Origin of the sequence: Cernens ardua, assembly GCF_051251085.1 — a bacterium.
Lineage (GTDB): Bacteria > Pseudomonadota > Gammaproteobacteria > Pseudomonadales > Halomonadaceae > Cernens > Cernens ardua.
Genome location: NZ_JBPCZH010000001.1, coordinates 186,657 through 203,664, shown reverse-complemented (window position 1 = coordinate 203,664; position 17,008 = coordinate 186,657). Strand labels below are relative to the sequence as shown.

At 47.6% G+C, this 17,008-nt stretch carries 17 protein-coding genes and 1 tRNA gene; 11 read left to right on the top strand and 7 right to left on the bottom strand.

Going from position 1 to position 17,008, the window contains the following annotated elements; genetic code table 11:
• The first annotated feature begins 35 nt into the window (after positions 1–35).
• Both LMG33818_RS01025 and LMG33818_RS01020 read left to right on the top strand, forming a co-directional pair.
• Positions 36–371 (top strand): DMT family transporter, encoded by a 336-nt coding sequence (locus LMG33818_RS01025; protein ID WP_442321495.1) that lies wholly within the window; start codon positions 36–38, stop codon positions 369–371.
• A complete protein-coding gene (locus tag LMG33818_RS01020) occupies positions 368–907 on the top strand; it encodes a TetR/AcrR family transcriptional regulator (protein WP_442321494.1) in 540 nt (179 codons plus the stop codon). The genes LMG33818_RS01025 and LMG33818_RS01020 overlap by 4 nt, the downstream gene beginning before the upstream one ends.
• Before the next feature lie 216 nt (positions 908–1,123).
• Here the strand turns inward: LMG33818_RS01020 and LMG33818_RS01015 are convergent.
• Positions 1,124–1,200 (bottom strand) — tRNA-Pro (locus LMG33818_RS01015).
• Between the two features lie 74 nt (positions 1,201–1,274).
• Positions 1,275–1,433, bottom strand: a complete 159-nt coding sequence (locus LMG33818_RS01010; RefSeq protein ID WP_442321493.1) for a YqaE/Pmp3 family membrane protein — start codon at positions 1,431–1,433, stop codon at positions 1,275–1,277.
• 341 nt (positions 1,434–1,774) lie between these two features.
• Between LMG33818_RS01010 and LMG33818_RS01005 the strand changes: the two genes are divergently transcribed.
• The 3 genes from LMG33818_RS01005 to LMG33818_RS00995 all read left to right on the top strand — a co-directional run bounded on the left by LMG33818_RS01005 (position 1,775) and on the right by LMG33818_RS00995 (position 3,983).
• Complete coding sequence (locus tag LMG33818_RS01005; protein ID WP_442321492.1) at positions 1,775–2,164, top strand: CidA/LrgA family protein; 390 nt, start codon at positions 1,775–1,777, stop codon at positions 2,162–2,164.
• Positions 2,161–2,889, top strand: coding sequence for an LrgB family protein (locus tag LMG33818_RS01000; RefSeq protein WP_442321491.1), 729 nt, complete (start codon positions 2,161–2,163; stop codon positions 2,887–2,889). The genes LMG33818_RS01005 and LMG33818_RS01000 overlap by 4 nt, the downstream gene beginning before the upstream one ends.
• Positions 2,890–3,203: 314 nt before the next feature.
• Positions 3,204–3,983, top strand: coding sequence for an amidohydrolase (locus LMG33818_RS00995; RefSeq protein ID WP_442321490.1), 780 nt, complete (start codon positions 3,204–3,206; stop codon positions 3,981–3,983).
• Between the two features lie 519 nt (positions 3,984–4,502).
• On the opposite strand, the gene ycaO is transcribed toward LMG33818_RS00995, so the two are convergent.
• The 4 genes from ycaO to gloB all read right to left on the bottom strand — a co-directional run bounded on the left by ycaO (position 4,503) and on the right by gloB (position 9,275).
• Complete coding sequence (gene ycaO / locus LMG33818_RS00990) at positions 4,503–6,248, bottom strand: 30S ribosomal protein S12 methylthiotransferase accessory factor YcaO (RefSeq protein WP_442321489.1); 1,746 nt, start codon at positions 6,246–6,248, stop codon at positions 4,503–4,505.
• A 161-nt stretch (positions 6,249–6,409) separates the two neighbouring features.
• Complete coding sequence (locus LMG33818_RS00985; RefSeq protein WP_442321488.1) at positions 6,410–7,090, bottom strand: hypothetical protein; 681 nt, start codon at positions 7,088–7,090, stop codon at positions 6,410–6,412.
• Between the two features lie 178 nt (positions 7,091–7,268).
• On the bottom strand, positions 7,269–8,378 hold the full coding sequence (locus LMG33818_RS00980; protein WP_442321487.1) for a transglycosylase SLT domain-containing protein: 1,110 nt from the start codon (positions 8,376–8,378) through the stop codon (positions 7,269–7,271).
• A gap of 84 nt (positions 8,379–8,462) precedes the next feature.
• Positions 8,463–9,275 (bottom strand): hydroxyacylglutathione hydrolase, encoded by an 813-nt coding sequence (gloB, locus tag LMG33818_RS00975; protein WP_442321486.1) that lies wholly within the window; start codon positions 9,273–9,275, stop codon positions 8,463–8,465.
• Between the two features lie 572 nt (positions 9,276–9,847).
• Between gloB and LMG33818_RS00970 the strand changes: the two genes are divergently transcribed.
• The 5 genes from LMG33818_RS00970 to sohB all read left to right on the top strand — a co-directional run bounded on the left by LMG33818_RS00970 (position 9,848) and on the right by sohB (position 14,251).
• A complete protein-coding gene (locus LMG33818_RS00970) occupies positions 9,848–10,624 on the top strand; it encodes a class I SAM-dependent methyltransferase (RefSeq protein ID WP_442321485.1) in 777 nt (258 codons plus the stop codon).
• Positions 10,625–10,933: 309 nt separating this feature from the next.
• Entirely contained in the window at positions 10,934–11,440 is a 507-nt protein-coding gene (gene rnhA / locus LMG33818_RS00965) for a ribonuclease HI (protein ID WP_442321484.1), read from the top strand.
• A gap of 72 nt (positions 11,441–11,512) precedes the next feature.
• Entirely contained in the window at positions 11,513–12,274 is a 762-nt protein-coding gene (dnaQ, locus tag LMG33818_RS00960; RefSeq protein ID WP_442321483.1) for a DNA polymerase III subunit epsilon, read from the top strand.
• Complete coding sequence (nudC, locus tag LMG33818_RS00955) at positions 12,264–13,121, top strand: NAD(+) diphosphatase (RefSeq protein WP_442321482.1); 858 nt, start codon at positions 12,264–12,266, stop codon at positions 13,119–13,121. Before dnaQ ends, nudC begins: the two co-directional genes overlap by 11 nt.
• An 80-nt stretch (positions 13,122–13,201) precedes the next feature.
• Positions 13,202–14,251 carry a protease SohB gene (gene sohB, locus LMG33818_RS00950; RefSeq protein ID WP_442321481.1) on the top strand — a complete coding sequence of 350 codons (1,050 nt, stop codon included), beginning with the start codon at positions 13,202–13,204 and terminating at the stop codon, positions 14,249–14,251.
• 389 nt (positions 14,252–14,640) lie between these two features.
• On the opposite strand, the gene LMG33818_RS00945 is transcribed toward sohB, so the two are convergent.
• Positions 14,641–15,945, bottom strand: coding sequence for an SLC13 family permease (locus tag LMG33818_RS00945; RefSeq protein ID WP_442321480.1), 1,305 nt, complete (start codon positions 15,943–15,945; stop codon positions 14,641–14,643).
• A gap of 378 nt (positions 15,946–16,323) precedes the next feature.
• On the opposite strand from LMG33818_RS00945, the gene LMG33818_RS00940 reads away from it, so the two are divergent.
• Positions 16,324–16,977: a 7-cyano-7-deazaguanine/7-aminomethyl-7-deazaguanine transporter gene (locus LMG33818_RS00940; RefSeq protein ID WP_442321479.1), complete on the top strand. Its 654-nt coding sequence runs from the start codon at positions 16,324–16,326 to the stop codon at positions 16,975–16,977.
• Positions 16,978–17,008: the final 31 nt, after the last annotated feature.

Sequence of the window (17,008 nt, the reverse complement as noted above, 5' to 3'; positions counted from 1 at the left end):
ACAAACCGACTAGTTGGTTTGTTATGGAGATATTCATGCTGTTCACCTGGATAAGTCTTATTGTGTCCATACTCGCTGAAGTGGCTGGATCGTCAATGTTGATCAAAACCGAACAGTTCACCCGTCTGGGGCCTTCGGTGTTAACACTCATTCTCTACGCGATTGCCCTCATTGGGCTTTCAATGTCGGTCAAGCACATGCCATTGGGGATCGTATACAGCATTTGGTCTGGCGTTGGGCTTGTCCTTACTGCGCTGGTAGGGCGATTTGTGTTTAAACAAACGCTGGATATGCCTGCGATAGTGGGTATGATCTTCATTGTCCTTGGCGTGCTAATCATCAACTTTATGTCTCGGAGTGTTTCTCATTGAGTCAAACCGGCGTACATCGTGAAAAAAATCCTGCTGCTGTCAAAGAAGCCATTATCTCCGAGGCATGTCAATTCATCTCGGAGCATGGTATGCCAGCGCTGACACTTCAGGCCGTGGCCGACAGAGCAGGGGTGACGAAAAGCGGTTTACTTCATCATTTCAAAAACAAGGACGCTTTACTGACCGAATTACGTACTCATGCCTTTGGAAAGTTTTCGGAAACACTAGATAGCCATATGCAGCAGGACACAGGCGGAGAGGGCATCTTCACTCGCGCATACATTCGTACTTGTCTTGAATCGGTACGCAAGCACTCTGATTTACTATTCATTACCGCTTTATGGTCTGATCCGGAGATGAAGAGTCTTTGGTATGCGTGGTTAGCCGAACGTGAAGCCAGATATACCGACAGTGATGGTGGTAGTACCTATAAAATCCTGCGCCTGGCGACTGATGGGGCATGGCTGGCGGCACTGGATGGCAGAGAGACACGAGAAGTGGAGAGGGAGCTTTTGGCAATGGCGGGCAGAGTTTGATATCGAGACAAAGCAGTTGTGAGTGAAGTACATTCATATTATTGAACTACGCCCATCACATTTGCGGATTATCCTGAATAGGTAATTATGTCATTACCCCCAGGACATAAATATCAGTCGTGTGAACTGATAGGGCAGAGAGCTGTTACTCAATTTACACTCACACAAAAAAAGCCAGTTAGGCGTTAACCTAACTGGCTTTTTTCATCAAACTTTTGGTCGGAGCGAAAGGATTCGAACCTTCGACCTCTGCAACCCCATTGCAGCGCGCTACCAAGCTGCGCCACGCTCCGAACTGCCTAAGGGCTGTGCCCTGAAGACGATGCGTATATTACACATGTCTGAAACGAAAGAAAAGCTTTTTTATTCAACGAGTAAAGATTACCCACAAAGCATGAATGATACCCGGAATATACCCTAAAAGCGTGAGCAAAATATTAATCCAGAACTGCAAGCCGATGCCCACTTTCAGAAAAACACCTACAGGTGGGAGTATGATCGCAAAAATAACACTTAACACATTCATGTAGTTGCTCCGCCGAAAAGTCCACGGCATTAAAAAAACCGATATCCCAAATCCTGTGACATGATGCCACACAACCCTTGCACAAAAAGAGGAGTAGCCTCAGAATTATCCTTCTACCATTCTTAAGAAAGCTGTTCAAGACTACAATAGTTGTAATGCTCTATAGCGATAAATTCCCCTGATAGGGAATGCTGATTGTTCGTTCTGCTGTAGACCATCGCACTGGCATAAACGTTTTATAACGGCCCATGTCATTGAATACTGGAGATTGTACGTGCCATCACAGCGATCAGTACGGCTATCTGCTGGAAAATATAACTACATTGAGGGGGATACTGAAAATGCCACTTTTGGTGGGAATGAGTATTTTATTGGGTTGTCAGTTGTTAGGTGAAATCATCACTCAAATATTTCATCTTCCGGTACCGGGGCCGGTCATTGGCATGGTGATTCTACTGATTAGCCTAATGATTTACGGACGCGTACCCGAAGGGCTGCGCATCACCACCAACGGGCTCACTCAGCACCTGGCATTCTTTTTCGTCCCCGCAGGCGTGGGTGTCATGGCCAACTGGCCACTAATCAGTCAAAACCTTCTCGACATCATCATAGTCCTTTTTGTCTCCACCCTCGCGCTGCAAGCCTTCATGGTGGTATTCATGAAAAAAAGCCTCCAGGGTAAATTGCAGAACCATGATGAAGACCCTGTATTCAAGGAAAAACAGTCATGAACGTAGCCTCGATCAATTCTGTTTGGGTCTATGTTTCTGCGACACCACTGCTTGCACTTTTTTTGACTACAGCAGCGTATCTCGGCAGCTATTACCTTATTCGCAAGGTAGCCGTTCTCCGTAAATTCAATTTGCAGCCTGCAGTACTGGCTATTGTCGCGCTGATTGTCGTGTTGGAATGTACTGGAACGAGCTATCATACCTACTTTCAGGGTGCCCAGTTCATACAGTTCCTTCTAGGGCCTGCAACTGTCATGCTGGCAGTCCCCATTTTCGATAATCTGGGGCGCATTCGGGCCATGTTGGCACCGATGTTGGGGGGGATTCTGGCTGCTGTATTGGCATCGACATTTTTAACTGTTGGCCTGGCAACATTGCTCCACATGCCGACCCAGGTCATTGAATCGCTGGAGCCAAAATCTGTCACCACGCCCATTGCCATGGGCGTCTCTCAATCCATTGGCGGCATACCTGCCCTAACAGCAGCACTGAGTTTGATTACCGGGATGATCGGCTGTTTTACCGGCCCCATGGTATTCCGATTCATGGGGGTTCATGACCATATCGTAAAAGGGTTTAGCATGGGGGCTTCCTGTCATGGATTTGGTACCGCACAGAGTTTTGCCACCATCAGTGTTCTTGCCGGTGCTTTTTCCGGACTCGCCATGGGGTGTGTGGGGCTGGCGACCGCCATTCTTCTTCCCATTATCAACATGATCTTTTAGTAAATGGGTATATACCTCTTGCTCAGTGGATATGTGGCAAGGGGTGTATAGCCTATCTTCCAATATTCCCACTTGCTGATTTCCAGCATCCGATTCCACCCCCCAACAGAAAAGCCCATTGCCACGAGGCCATCTGTTAAATCTATTTCTGCTAGCATTTGACTGTAGGCTTCAGTACGTTACATAGGGTTTCTGATAAACGCCGTATTTTCAAATATCGGAAATTCAGGCTCAATCAATGTCATCTACAGTGCCAGATGGTGTACGATACCTTCATACTTCACTCAAACTTCTACATTTCTGGACAATCGATCATGAGCGAACTCAGCATCACGTTGGTACAGGCGGATTTAGCGTGGGAAGATCCCAAAACCAACCGCGATATGCTGGAAGAGCAGATCATTGATACCACCGGCACTGACCTTGTGGTTTTACCGGAGATGTTCACCACCGGCTTCACAATGGCGCCTGAGCGTGTTGCCGAAACTTCCGATTCAAGCGAAACACTGGCTTGGATGAAGGAAATGGCACATCGTCATAATGCTGTCATTACTGGCAGCATTGCTATCCAATCAGAGGGCGCTTACTACAATCGGCTTTATTGGGTAACACCTCAAGGTGAGGTAATCGGGTATGACAAACGCCACTTGTTCCGTATGGGGGAAGAGGGCAACCATTACCAGGCGGGGGATCAACAAGTCACTGTTTCCTTGAACGGCTTTAATATTCGGCTTGGTGTGTGTTACGACTTACGTTTTCCGGTGTGGAATCGAAATGTCGACAAAAGCTATGATTTACTGCTGTATGTTGCCAGTTGGCCCTCGGCACGTCGTCGTGCATGGCAGACACTACTTAAAGCGCGCGCCATTGAAAACCAGTGCTATGTCGTAGGGGTCAATCGCTGTGGTACTGATGGAAATGGGCTCTATTATACAGGGGATTCAATGTTGCTGGACTTCCTGGGTGAAGAGCTGGTCAGTGAGCCCATTACTGCCTCTTTCGTACGCACAGGCGTAATCGGCAAGGAAGTTCTCGATGATTATCGTGAGAAATTCCCTGCATGGAAAGATGCAGATTCTTTTGTTCTGAAATAATGTTGGCAATAAGGCTGTCCAGGTCTGCTTTGGTGACAAAAACAAAGCGAATGGAAGACAGGTTAGGCATAACGGCATGCCCAAAAAGCCTGATAGAGCGGTGAGCTACTCGTCGCTGAATGACTATACGAAATATCTTACAGAAGAGGAGTCGTACAGCAGGTGATTTATCTATACTGGGCAGTCTCTGTTATTTTCCTGATTAGCACCATCATCAATTTCCTGTTTTACAGCCACTCCCGTAGGTTGCTGTTCGCGCGTTTTAGTCAAATTTCTCTCTGTATAACAGTGGTATTCGCTGTTCTGTCGGTAATTACATTAGTGCATATGACAGGGCAATAACCTTGAGGCTTTTTGGGGTGCGAGGCCTTTTGGAGTGCAATGCGCAGGGCACTCCGTCCTGACCTGCCCATAAAATATTCTTCCCATAAAAAAACCGCCGCCGTAAAACAGGCCAGCGGCTTCAATCATCATTGGATATTGCTCAGTTAACACGTGATAATGGAATACACGCCGTGCTTAACCGTCCAATTGAGGCTGTGCTCTCAATACCTTCGCATAAGCCTCCAATAGGCGCCCATGGGCTTGAGTCGGCACTTCGAGATCCATTTTGTTCAAACCGGGGAAACGTGTTTCGCCGCTGGCGAGTGCTTTTGCCTGCTGTAATACCTCTTCACCGTAGTATCCCAGTAGAGCGGGTTCGAAATCATTCACATCAAAATCATTTACATACAGATCCAATACATCCGACAACGCTCTTAATGACAGGCGTTCTTCACTGGAAAGATGCCCCGAAGCAAGCACCATGTTCAGTTGTTCCCTGGCCTCATCAAATAGCTCCAACGCAAGCATCAACCATAATTTGAGTTCACCAACCCGCAAGCGTGCCCATGGAGTACCTGCGTCTCCTACAATGCCAGCCCATTCCAATACACGCATTTGCTCGTTCACAGCGAAGGACTCCAGATCTTCGAGCAGCGCCTCCCACGCCTCGGGCTCTGCGCCGTTCAGATCGAATAGCGTCGCACGGTGCTCCAATGTCTGGTTGTTATTATTCCAGCGCAATTCATCCGGCAAATAGATTTCAGAGAAACCGGGGACCAGAATGCGGCACGCATATGCCCCTAATTCAGTATGCTCACTGATATAGACGTCATGGCCATCTTCACGCAGCAATTCAATCAAATGAGCGCGGGCTTGTGCGTTATCACTGGTATCGTCCCAATCAGCAAAATCAATATCAGGCGTTTCCGACAGCAGGGACCAATAGACATACCCACTTGAATCAATGAAGTGCAATTCCAGGTTGTGGGGATCTCTGACTAAATCAATATCACTGGTAGGAGCAGGGAAGCCTTCGAGCTCATCCAACGCACGGCCTTGCAGCAATTCAGTCAGGGCACGTTCCAGTGCGACTCCAAAGCGCGGATGAGCACCAAAGGAGGCATACACACCGCCATCCTGCGGATTCTGAAGCAATACACACATGACAGGATAACGCCCACCCAGTGAAGCATCCAATGCACGAACGGGGAAACCCGCCTCATTCAATGCCTCCAGACCAGCTTGAATATGCGGATAACGTGCTATGACATCCTCGGGAACGCGGGGCAACGCAATACCTTCACTCAGAATCCTGTTTTTGATACCCCGTTCAAAAATTTCAGAAAGCCCCTGTACCACAGCTTCATCACGGTTATTACCAGCTGACATACCGTTGGATACAAAGAGGTTGGCAATCACATTGACAGGAAACAGAACAGTTTCACCATCGCTCTGACGCACATAGGGGAGGGTACAGATGCCCTTCAGGCTATCACCACCGTTAATGTCAGGAATTTCTGACAATAAAAGCTCTCCCTCTTCTGTATCGGCAAGGTTATAGCGCTCACGAGTTGGCTTATCCAATACACTCTCGGGTAATGTAGCCTCTTCAGCAGCAAACCACTTTTCATTCGCCTGATGAATAAAGCCAAATTTTTTCAATACAGGGGTCAGATAAAAATCCGCCCACAAATAGCGTGTGGAAAGCCGTTCCAGCATCTCGCCGAGCGCACTTGCCATGGCGGCCTCACGACTGGCACCTTTACCGTTGGAAAATACCTGAGGGCAGTCACGATCACGAATATGGACTGACCAGATATAGGGCGCTGGATTCAGCCAGCGTGCTTCCACAATAGAGAAGCCTAATGATTCGATTGCACTACGAAGTGTTTCGATGGAACGCTCAAGCGCTTCATCCTTACCGGGGATATAGGTCGCCATGGATAAACTCGGTCATAAAATGTGAATTGCTAACGTGAAAGGTCGTTGCGATAGCTTCGAACGCTGTTGCTGCGAAGTTTACCGGATAATCCTGCGAGCCAGAAAAATTTTATTGTCGTTTCGCATGAGACAAAGCACAGACTCGGCACATTCAACATCAATCACGGATGGCTTAGGTCAGCATCGCACTGCTGCCACATGAGTGTTTTTAACTTGTCATCACGTTGTGAAGAAGGCTTCGATGGTAGCGGCTTCCACCCCTGCGCATAAGCTGCCTGTGCGTTCTGATGGATTAAATTGATGAAATATACCTTTTTGTCATCCGACAGGTTATCCAGTACTTTTGACTCGAAAAAACGCCGAATAATATCAATATTGAATTGATCAAAACTCATATGAGGCTTCGTTCGGTCCTGCTGCATTGCTTCAATGACGAGCAAGGTTTGTAATCCACAGAGATCGCGGTTGCCATACGCGAAAGGCGCAGGTTGACTGGCGAAAGTGCCATTCATGGGGGGAGGTGCCTGCATATGAGCACTGGGTGCCAGTGTATTACTGCCCGAGGCGCCCATTTCCGGCGAGGTCCCTGTGGCAGCAGAAGGCAAACTGGCTTCCACTGCCGCAGGGTAGATTTGGACTGCAGTCGAGCTGACGGGTTGCAGCGTTTGCGACGGGAGGGCTGTCGCAGTGCCCGCAGTTGCAAAGTGGTTGTCCAAAAGCGCATGCGTCTGCGGCATCGGCGGAGTGGCCGCGAATGCACTTCCTACCGTGAACCCCAGAAGAACAGTGATCCGTTTTACAACGCTCTCGATTCCCTGATGAATGACTGCCTGATGCCTCATTGGGCTACGTGCACCTTGATATAGGCTGCTGTCTTGCTCATTCGCTTTCTCATTTCGTATACGTGATCGAGGGAAAGACAGCATGCAGTGGACTCACTCTTGGTTCGGTCGGAGAGGAGAGAGTAGTGGAGGCACATCGCAAATATCAAGTGATTTTCAGGCATTCATTCAGAAAGAATCATGCACTATCCAATATCAGTGTTTGCCCAACACGCAGAGGACTGTTTTGCGCCAGCTGGTTCGAATGGCGGATGGCACTGATGGAAACCCCAGTCGTCTGACTGATGGCGCTCAAAGTGTCTCCTTCGGCCACAACATAGTGGAGTGGCGAGTCATCATTGAGAAACTTGTCCAACTGAGTTTTGAAATGCGCTTGTGACTGCGCCGGTATCAGCAGGGAGCCGCTGACCCATTGCCCGACATAGCCCGGATTCAGAACACGCAGTTGCGCCACATCTACCCCTGCCAGCCTGGCCGCTGTAGAGAGGTTCAGCGAACGGGAGAGATCAATACTGGTGAAGCGTGTGTTGTCATTCAATGCAGGCAGTTTGATTCCATACCGATGAGGATTAGCGATGATCGCAGCAAGAGCCAGCAACTTGGGCACATAATCCATGGTTTCCTGCGAAAGCGACAAAGACCAGTAGCTATTCGACTTACCCGCTATTTGTGCCTGAAGAATTCGCCCCGGCCCCGCATTGTAGGCAGCCAGCGTCAATTCCCAATTGTGAGGGAAATAGCGTTCATGCAATGACTCGAGATAATCAAGCGCCGCAGGTGTTGCAGCAACTACATCCTGGCGAGCCGCGTACCCAAGCGAGTTTTTCAACCCCAGATCGCTGGCGGTATTGGCAGATAGTTGCCAGATACCCCGAGGGCCTGTTGGGCTGCGCGCAAGCGGATTATAGCCACTTTCGATGAAGGGCAATAATGCCAGCTCACCGGGCATTCCCCGCTGCTCAACCTGTTGAATGACATACGGCAACCAAAGTGCCGAATTTTGCGCATAGTCATCAAACATGACCGGATGGGCCTGATACCAGCGAATCCAGTGCTGTACGCGTGGATTGCTCAGATGATGCTCCAGCGTAAAGTCAGCGGCCGCATGCTGCCAGGCGGAACTATAAGGCGAAGTTTCCTCTGCTGTATCGGCTATATCCTCTGTTGTAGAGGAGGCTTTCGTGGCTTCATTGATGATGAATGAGCTTCCTACTGAAAGCGTCATCAGACCACCCAACAGCAAACCGGCTCGCGCCCGGAATTTACTACTACCTAAAAGATTCAACATAAAAAACGCGAAGTTCCTGTATTACGTCAGCATGCTCCTCCTCCTGAGGAACAATGAAACAGGAGATAACGCACCTCATAATGGCTAAGCGATATCTTTCCAGCCTCGCAATTTAGCAAAGGCATCGGTTTCATCTGCTGGCTCATGTCCAGTTCGAGCTTCCAGTGCTTGAATCACAGACGGCGCATTGAAGCGCATGAATGGATTAACTGCCAATTCGTCTTTGATAGTACTTGGCAGTGTAGGTTGATTTTTGCTGCGCTGTTCGGAAGCCTGATTCAATGCAGACTCGATATCCGCATTTTCAGGCTCGACCTGCTGAGCAAATTTCAGATTCGAGACCGTATATTCATGAGCCCCGAATACCAGAGTATCCTCAGGCAACTGTTGAAAACGTTTGAAGTTTTCAAGCATTTGCGCAGGCGTACCCTCAAACAGGCGACCACTTCCGGCACGGAAGAGAGTATCGCCACAAAACAACATGGCCGGTTCGGTGTGTACCAGATAGACGATATGATCCAAGGTATGCCCCGGCGTACTCCATATCTCTGTTGGATAACCGAAAAGTTCGACCGAATCGCCTTCACTCAACCCTCGTTGGGCTTCTATTGAGCGGCACTCCTTGGGCCCCCATACGGGTACATGGTAACGGCGAGCGAGCTCAGCGACACCCCCGGTATGATCACCATGATGATGAGTAACCAAAATCAGTGTCAGGGTATAATCTTTCCCACCACCGTGCTCCAGCCACTCCACGACGGGGGATGACTCACCCGGATCAACAATGATAGCGTCCTTTTTCTCTGGCGACGTGATCACCCAAATATAATTGTCTGAAAGAGCAGGCAATGCTGTCACTTCGAGGCTGGACGCCTTTACGGATACTGGATTACTCATGGTGATCTCTCTCATTACTGTTATTCGAAGCTATCATTGCTGTTGAAGCCACAATGCCTTTCAGGAGAAGCATATGCGATGAAATAGGGACAATTTGCCCAGCTTCGTGGCTTAATCATGGTCATTCTGCCTCTTATATCCCAGTTTTTTCACGATGCCTTGATACTCACCCGAGTCGAAAATTCATGGACGAACATTCGACATTGAACCATCAACATGGTCAATTCAAATAGCGCCATGCGCTAACGCACGGTTACAAACAAGCATACAACTAGAGAACACGATGTAGGGGAGCAAGACACCGTCAGGCAGGCTAGATCACTTGATCTATTTTTGAACAAAAAGTTCAATGAGAACGCACTAACACTTCAAACAGGGCTTTGGTGACTTGGAAGGGGGATGGAACAGAAAATAAAAATGATAAAAAAGATATTCCAAGCCTAAAAGCTGATGTGAAATAGCCGATATATAGTATGAAAATAGTATGAGATAAAGTATGAAAGAGGCGGTTGATTGCTTCCGATTTCCAAAAGATAGCGCATAGTATAACACAAAAAATGGGGTACGCATCCATGACATTGTCGGCAGAACAGGAATACGACAAATTGACGTTTTGTGTTAAGCACGCTGAAACGTTCTGGAAGTCAGCCAATGGGCATTCATTATGGCAAAAGGAACGTTCACTGATAACTTCTATTGTTGGCATGAGTACTTGGCAACAAGGGCTGGAATTTACACCTGCCCCCGAAGTTATACTGGATGATGCCTTCGTCCGCCATCCAATCCAATGGGTTTGTTCGAAAGAAGAAGCCCAAAGGGCAGCCTCATTGGTGTGCCATCCATCATTACTCCCTTTGGAAAACGAATCGATTGATGTCACCGTCCTGCATCATATATTGGAGGTGGTACCTCAACCTCATCATTTATTGGGCGAAGCTGCACGTGTCACAGCGGATGACGGATTACTGATTATTGTCGGCTGGAACCCCGTCGGCAGTAGCATTATCGATAGAAGCCGACTTTGCAGGCAACGCGCTCGGCTAACGCCTCATCAGCGTACTCAGTTAAAACATCAACACTGGCGCAGTGTCTCTCGTCTTAAAGACTGGTTGGCATTTGTCGATTTCGAAGTGAAACAGGTACACTATATCGGTTATACAACACCACGATCCGATGCATCCCAAAGGGTGAGTATTGGATGGTTGAATGCGCTTCCGATAGGGCGAAGTTTTGTAGTGATCGCAAAAAGGAAACAGTGGCGTGTTATTCCATTAAAACCTGGCTTTTCCTCCAAACTGTCTTTGGGTTTACGATCCATGGGGTTAAGTGCATGTACCCGGCAGGATTAAGTTTCGATAGTAAACATTACTAAAGACACCATGTTGCAAAGAGAAACGCATGGAGACCAGCCCCCGGTAGCAAGAGACTCACTCTACAAGAGGATCGGTCTTACAAGGCCTAGTGGTATCAATAGGATACCTGAGTAGCAATAGAATACAGGGGTAGCAATAGAGCACAGGGGTAACGCATAGCGTTACCTTGACCTTGGTCACAGTATTCGCTGTCACAATCCAGCTCGCCACTGAGCCTTTAGTGGTCACTGCCGCATTCAAGGGCAGCACAACACCAGAATCATTAAGCACACAGGTTTTCGAATCTTGTCTCAAACAACACATGCAGCAGAACACTCGCCACAGCAGAGTACTCATGATGAGTCACTCCCTCTGGTTACGCTTTATACAGATGGTGGATGCCGAGGTAATCCGGGACCCGGTGGCTGGGGCGCCGTGCTTAGCAGTGGCCCCCATGAAAAGGATCTTCGCGGAGGCGAGCCAGAGACCACCAACAATCGTATGGAGTTGACCGCCGCCATTGAAGGACTAAAGGCTTTGAATCGCCGCTGTCAGGTTGATTTATGGACAGACTCCGAATATGTGCGTAATGGCATTACCAAATGGATACATAACTGGGTCAAACGCCAGTGGAAAACAGCGGCGAAGGCACCTGTTAAAAATGCCGAGCTTTGGAAAGCGTTGCTGGAACAAACTCAACGCCATGATGTCCGATGGCATTGGGTAAAAGGGCATGCAGGCAATCCCGGTAATGAGCGCGCAGATGAACTGGCCAATCTGGCGATGGATGAACTGATGGAAAAAGAGAGGTAATCCTTGCTCTCTATAGAAGTAAACAAGCGCTCCTCCCAACAAATTTTCTTGACGATGGATTAAGTGGTCAACATGAGTGACACACATGCAGAACGCCAGATCATTCTGGATACGGAAACCACAGGTCTTGAAACCAGTGAAGGGCACCGACTGATCGAAATTGGCGGGGTAGAGGTTATTAACCGCCGCTTGACGGGGCGCCATTACCATCAATACATCAACCCGGAACGCCCCATTGATCCAGAAGCGATCGAAATTCACGGCATCACGGATGAACGGGTAGCCAATGAGCCGGTATTCGCTCAGGTTGCTGACCAATTTTGGGATTTTATCAAAGGGGCAGAGCTTGTCATCCATAATGCGTCATTCGACGTCGGCTTTCTGGATTATGAATTTGATAAACTGAATGCCCTTCGCAAGGAACCCCATTTAGGGCCGATTGCAAGCGTTTGTAGTGTACTGGATACACTCGCGTTGGCACGTGAAATGCACCCCGGTCAGCGTAATAATCTGGACGCCTTGTGCAAACGTTACGGTATCGATAATACAGCTCGTACGTTGCACGGCGCCTTGCTGGATGCGGAAATTCTCGCCGAAGTCTATTTGGCGATGACGGGTGGGCAAACCTCTCTTTCATTGGAATCCGCTGAAACACAATATTCCTCTGAAGAAGAGGGCACTGGAGCTTCGCTGGGTAAAATTTCTGCCGAGACCCATCAACTTGTGGTTGTTCAACCTACTGATGAAGAGCTTACTGCACATCAGAACAAACTGAATCTGCTGCGTGAAAAGGCAGGTGGACACTGCCTATGGGATCAGCTACATGAACACTAAGGAACCTGCTGATCCAGGGCCAGCCACTTCCACAAGTGGCGGCATTCCCTGTGGGATTGCGCAATGGCCTGTACTTGAGCGCGACCTGATGGGCCATCAGCATTTACGTAAAGCCCGACGCATACGCATCGATAATGCCGGGCATATTTCACCCGGTGTATTGGATGCCATTATTAGTGAGATGCTCCCAGTACCGGAGCATGCAATTACTCTTGGCCATTGGCGAGGGGAGCCCCTTGTACTGGAAGTTCTGGACCACCAGGAACCTGAATGGCCAGAAGGGCGGGCCTGGATGCAACAGCCCGATTATATCTTTCCCTTGATTTCCACGGCACTTCAACTTTCCACTTGGCAACGGGATCATCGTTTCTGTGGACGCTGTGGTTCGGAAACACGCCCTCATTCCCACGAAATGGCGATGCAGTGTGTAAAATGCAAGTTTCGGGCATATCCGCGTATCTCACCATGTGTTATCACCCTGGTTACTTATGGTCGTGAACTTTTGTTGGCCCGTAGCCCACGATTCAAAGCGGGAAGGTTCAGTACACTGGCCGGCTTTATTGAAGCAGGAGAGTCTGCTGAAGAAGCATTGAGGCGAGAAGTCAGGGAAGAGGTGGGCGTTGAAATAGGGCGGGTACATTATTTCAAAAGCCAGTCATGGCCGTTCCCTCACTCCTTCATGTTGGCTTTTTACGCAGAAGCATTAACGCGAGACATCACCATCGATGGGATCGAGATCGAAGCAGCTGACTGGTTTCAACCCGAATCACTCCCCGCGCTGCCAGGGTCAGAATCAATTGCATGGGAACTGATAGACAATTTTGTTCGCAGTGTCGCTGTCAAATAGCGCCATAAGAATTTTCTCGATATGTATATGCAGGCATGTCGAGATGAAATGTACTCATTTATGAAAAGAGGGAAGGCGTAATGCTCGATTGGCTGTACCACTTTAGCCTGTTTGTTGTAGAAGCGATCGTCATCGTGGTAGCGATTGTGATTGTCATTAGCATGATTGCCCGTCAAAAGGCTCAGGGAAAATCGAATAACGCCAAATTGATCGTTGAAGATCGCGGCAAACATTATAAAGAACGTCAGGAAGCGCTGGAATTTCACCGTCTTGAGCCTGCTCAGGCAGAAAAAGCCGAAAAAGCGCGAGCCAAAGAGCAAAAGAAAGAAGCCAAAAAAGAGAAGAAAAACAAAAATACCGTTAACGATAAAAAAGTCGTGTGGGTTATTGATTTCTCAGGGGATATCAAAGCCAATGATACCCCAGCGCTGACCGAAAAAGTCTCCAGCCTATTGCTTGCCGCCAAAGAGGGTGATGAGGTCGTGCTTCGTCTGGAATCCGGTGGCGGCATGGTACATGCTTATGGTTTGGCATCAGCACAGTTGGATCGCTTCCGGGAAGCCAACATCAAATTAACCATCTGCGTTGATAAAGTCGCGGCAAGTGGTGGGTACATGATGGCCTGTTGTGCGGATCATCTTGTGGCAGCACCTTTTGCGGTACTTGGTTCAATTGGCGTGGTTGCGCAGGTACCCAATATTCATAAACTCTTGAAAAAGAATGATGTGGATGTCGAAATTCTGACAGCGGGTAAATACAAACGAACTCTTACCATGTTAGGTGAAAATACCGAAGAAGGGCGCGCCAAGTTTCTTGAGGATTTGGCCGATACTCATGACCTGTTCAAGAATTTTGTGTCCAGGCGCCGCCCTCAGTTGGATATTGACAGCATTGCAACCGGGGATATCTGGTATGGCAGTGAAGCGGTTTCCAATGGTTTGATTGATGAAGTATCGACGAGTGAAGCCTATTTGCAGAAACAGGCAAAAGACGCACGCGTATTGGAAATCAGCCTGAAAAAGCAGTTGAGCATGGCACAAAAGCTAGGTGTTCACACCAGTACCGGTATCGAAAAAGGGATTGATCGGGCTATTGATCGTATTACCCGTTTGAAGTGGGAAAAACAGTAAGCATAAAAAAGCATGAAGGGGAAATTATTTCTATATATATCCCCTTTATGCCTCGCATTGATCAATCACTATTGAACAAAAAATGTGCCCAAATATACTCTTTACCCAAAAAACCGACCAATAATAAGTTGAATGAAATCAACTTCATTAATTGAAAGAGGCCTGTATTAATAACAGCGTATAATCAAGCTATACAATGTTTATAGTGTCGTAAAATGCCACCCTTTTAATTTAATTTCATTTATTTTTTCATATTCTTTTTTTTACTACACAGCTTTCTTGATTATTTTCATTTTTACCCTCCTTACACTCTATTAATTCCTTGCTAATTCTGTCCATACCTCTTCAAGACCCAAACTCCCACCGTTTCAGGCCTTTTATTAATCCATTTAGAATAAATGGGTTAGCAGCGGTAGCAGCACTGCAATACCGGGTACAACCACAACGATAATTCCCGACAGGATCAGATTACGCCTGAAGGCAGCATTCTGTTGTGCTTCGTCGGTATACGCCATCACCAGTGTGCCAGCTGCATGTATAGGATTAACAACGCTTAGAGTGGGAGGTCCCATGATTGCTGCCACAATCAACGCAATGTGATCCATTGGACCAATAATTCCAAACAACATGGGGGCCATCAATGCCATAACACCGAGCGTTGAAGACTCGATATTGCTCAATAATGTCACCAGATATGCAATAATTACCATTAAAACCAGCGGATTACTGGTCATGCTGATGAGACCATACTGGATGGCATCCATTGTGCCCAGATCCTGAACGATTTTGACGTAGGTGAGGAGTCCACACAGCACGATAATCGCATTCCAGGGTACTTTTTGAAGGTGAAGCTTGTTGTCGCGCGGAAAGAAGATCATCAAAAGCACAGCCAACGACGTAGCTGTCAGACCAATATCGGAATGAAAGAAGACAACCAGCACCACAAAAAGAAGAACTGCAAGCCCTGAAACACTGGCATAGAACGGTTGTAGGGCAGGGGCATTTTCCTCTTCATTCATAATGGGGCGAATCAGCAGGAATCGCCCGTGTGCAGAAGGAGGGCGCTTGTTACCATAAGCAGGGTCAGCCTCATACATATGTCGAGTCTTGAATACATTCTGCAAAATGGCGACGAAAATTGCTCCCATCACTATGGAAAACGCCCAAACAATCCAGGGGTTATAGCTAACATGCGCGTTTTTGGCCGCTTCGATAACAATATTACCGGTCGGGTTTAATGGGGAGAGCCCAGCAACATTTGCCCCTACAATGACGCCCATCTCGCTTATAAAAAAGAGCTTGGGATACTTCATGCTCACAGCGGCAATGATGGGTACAAGCAACGCGATAGGCGCAGGGGAAAATGCCCCTGCCGTTGAGATAATGGCCCCGAGGGCAAAACCTGCCCAGGGAATCAGAAAGGTACGAGACCCAATGGCAGAATAGATGCCCTTGATAATCCATGGCAGTCCGCCACTGCGCTCGAAGTGGGAAAAAAGCAGCGAAATCCCCAACAACAACGTAAAAATGCCTGCAGGAAACTCCCGATAGACCTGTTTAACACTGATATCCGACAAGAAAACGATCAATGTCACAGCAGCAATGCCCAATAGACCAATATTAATGCGACGAGAAATCGAAAGGATTAACAGCGCTGCCAATAAGACGAGTGAAATTACCTGAACATGATTCACGGTTGTATCCTAGCTGTTTATATTATTTACGCATTCGCTATGCGTTATATATTGATAATAAGGCGTAACTTTCCAATGCTATACTCAACATTAATTTTATAGACCAAAGTCTAGCCTTATTATGTATGTGCATATTTTCTACCTGATGTTATACACCACTAAATAATGTGAAGGAAACAAGTGCAAAAATAAAATGGGAAATTCATTTTAAATTAACCTCATAACTTTCACTCAGGCAAAAAGCCTTTTAAACCTCCTCATTCATTACCAGAATCCAATTGATTGAAATGCCTGAAGCGTGGATATGGGGCATTAAGACAAGATAGAATAGGGCACTTACGATCTTGAGGATCTACAGATCAGCCATTGGTGAATATAATGTTATCGGATACTTCCCCGGGCAACGGCCACCCCTATACAATCGCATTAACGCTTCTAGTGTGCTTTCACATACTGGTAATCGCCGCCAGTAATTTCCTTGTCCAGCTCCCCATTCACTTTTGGGGCGTTAATACCACTTGGGGCGCATTTAGCTTTCCTTTTATCTTCATCACGACCGACTTGACCGTCAGGTTGCTGGGTAAGCACAACGCACGCATCTTGATTGCCTGGGTTATGTTGCCGGCACTTATTCTTTCCTATGGGGTATCAGTAGTGTGGCAACAGGCAAGCTTTCGCGGATTCGATGCCTTGCTCCATTGGAATGTATTTGTTGGACGAATTGCTTTGGCCAGTTTCAGCGCCTATGTATTCGGGCAATTACTGGATATTACGGTCTTCGATAAGTTGCGTCAGATGAAGCAGTGGTGGATAGCACCTACGGCATCCACTATTTTCGGCATGCTAATCGATACGCTCTCATTCTTCGCTATTGCGTTCTACCATAGCCCCGATGCGTTCATGTCGGCACATTGGTTCGAAATTGGTATGGTAGATTACTCGATCAAATTGATTATTGGCCTGATCTTTTTCATTCCTCTTTACGGCGTCCTGTTAAATGCCATTTTGAAAGTCATGAGAAAAACCACGTGATCCTCGAATAATCGTTACCGCAGCTATTCAA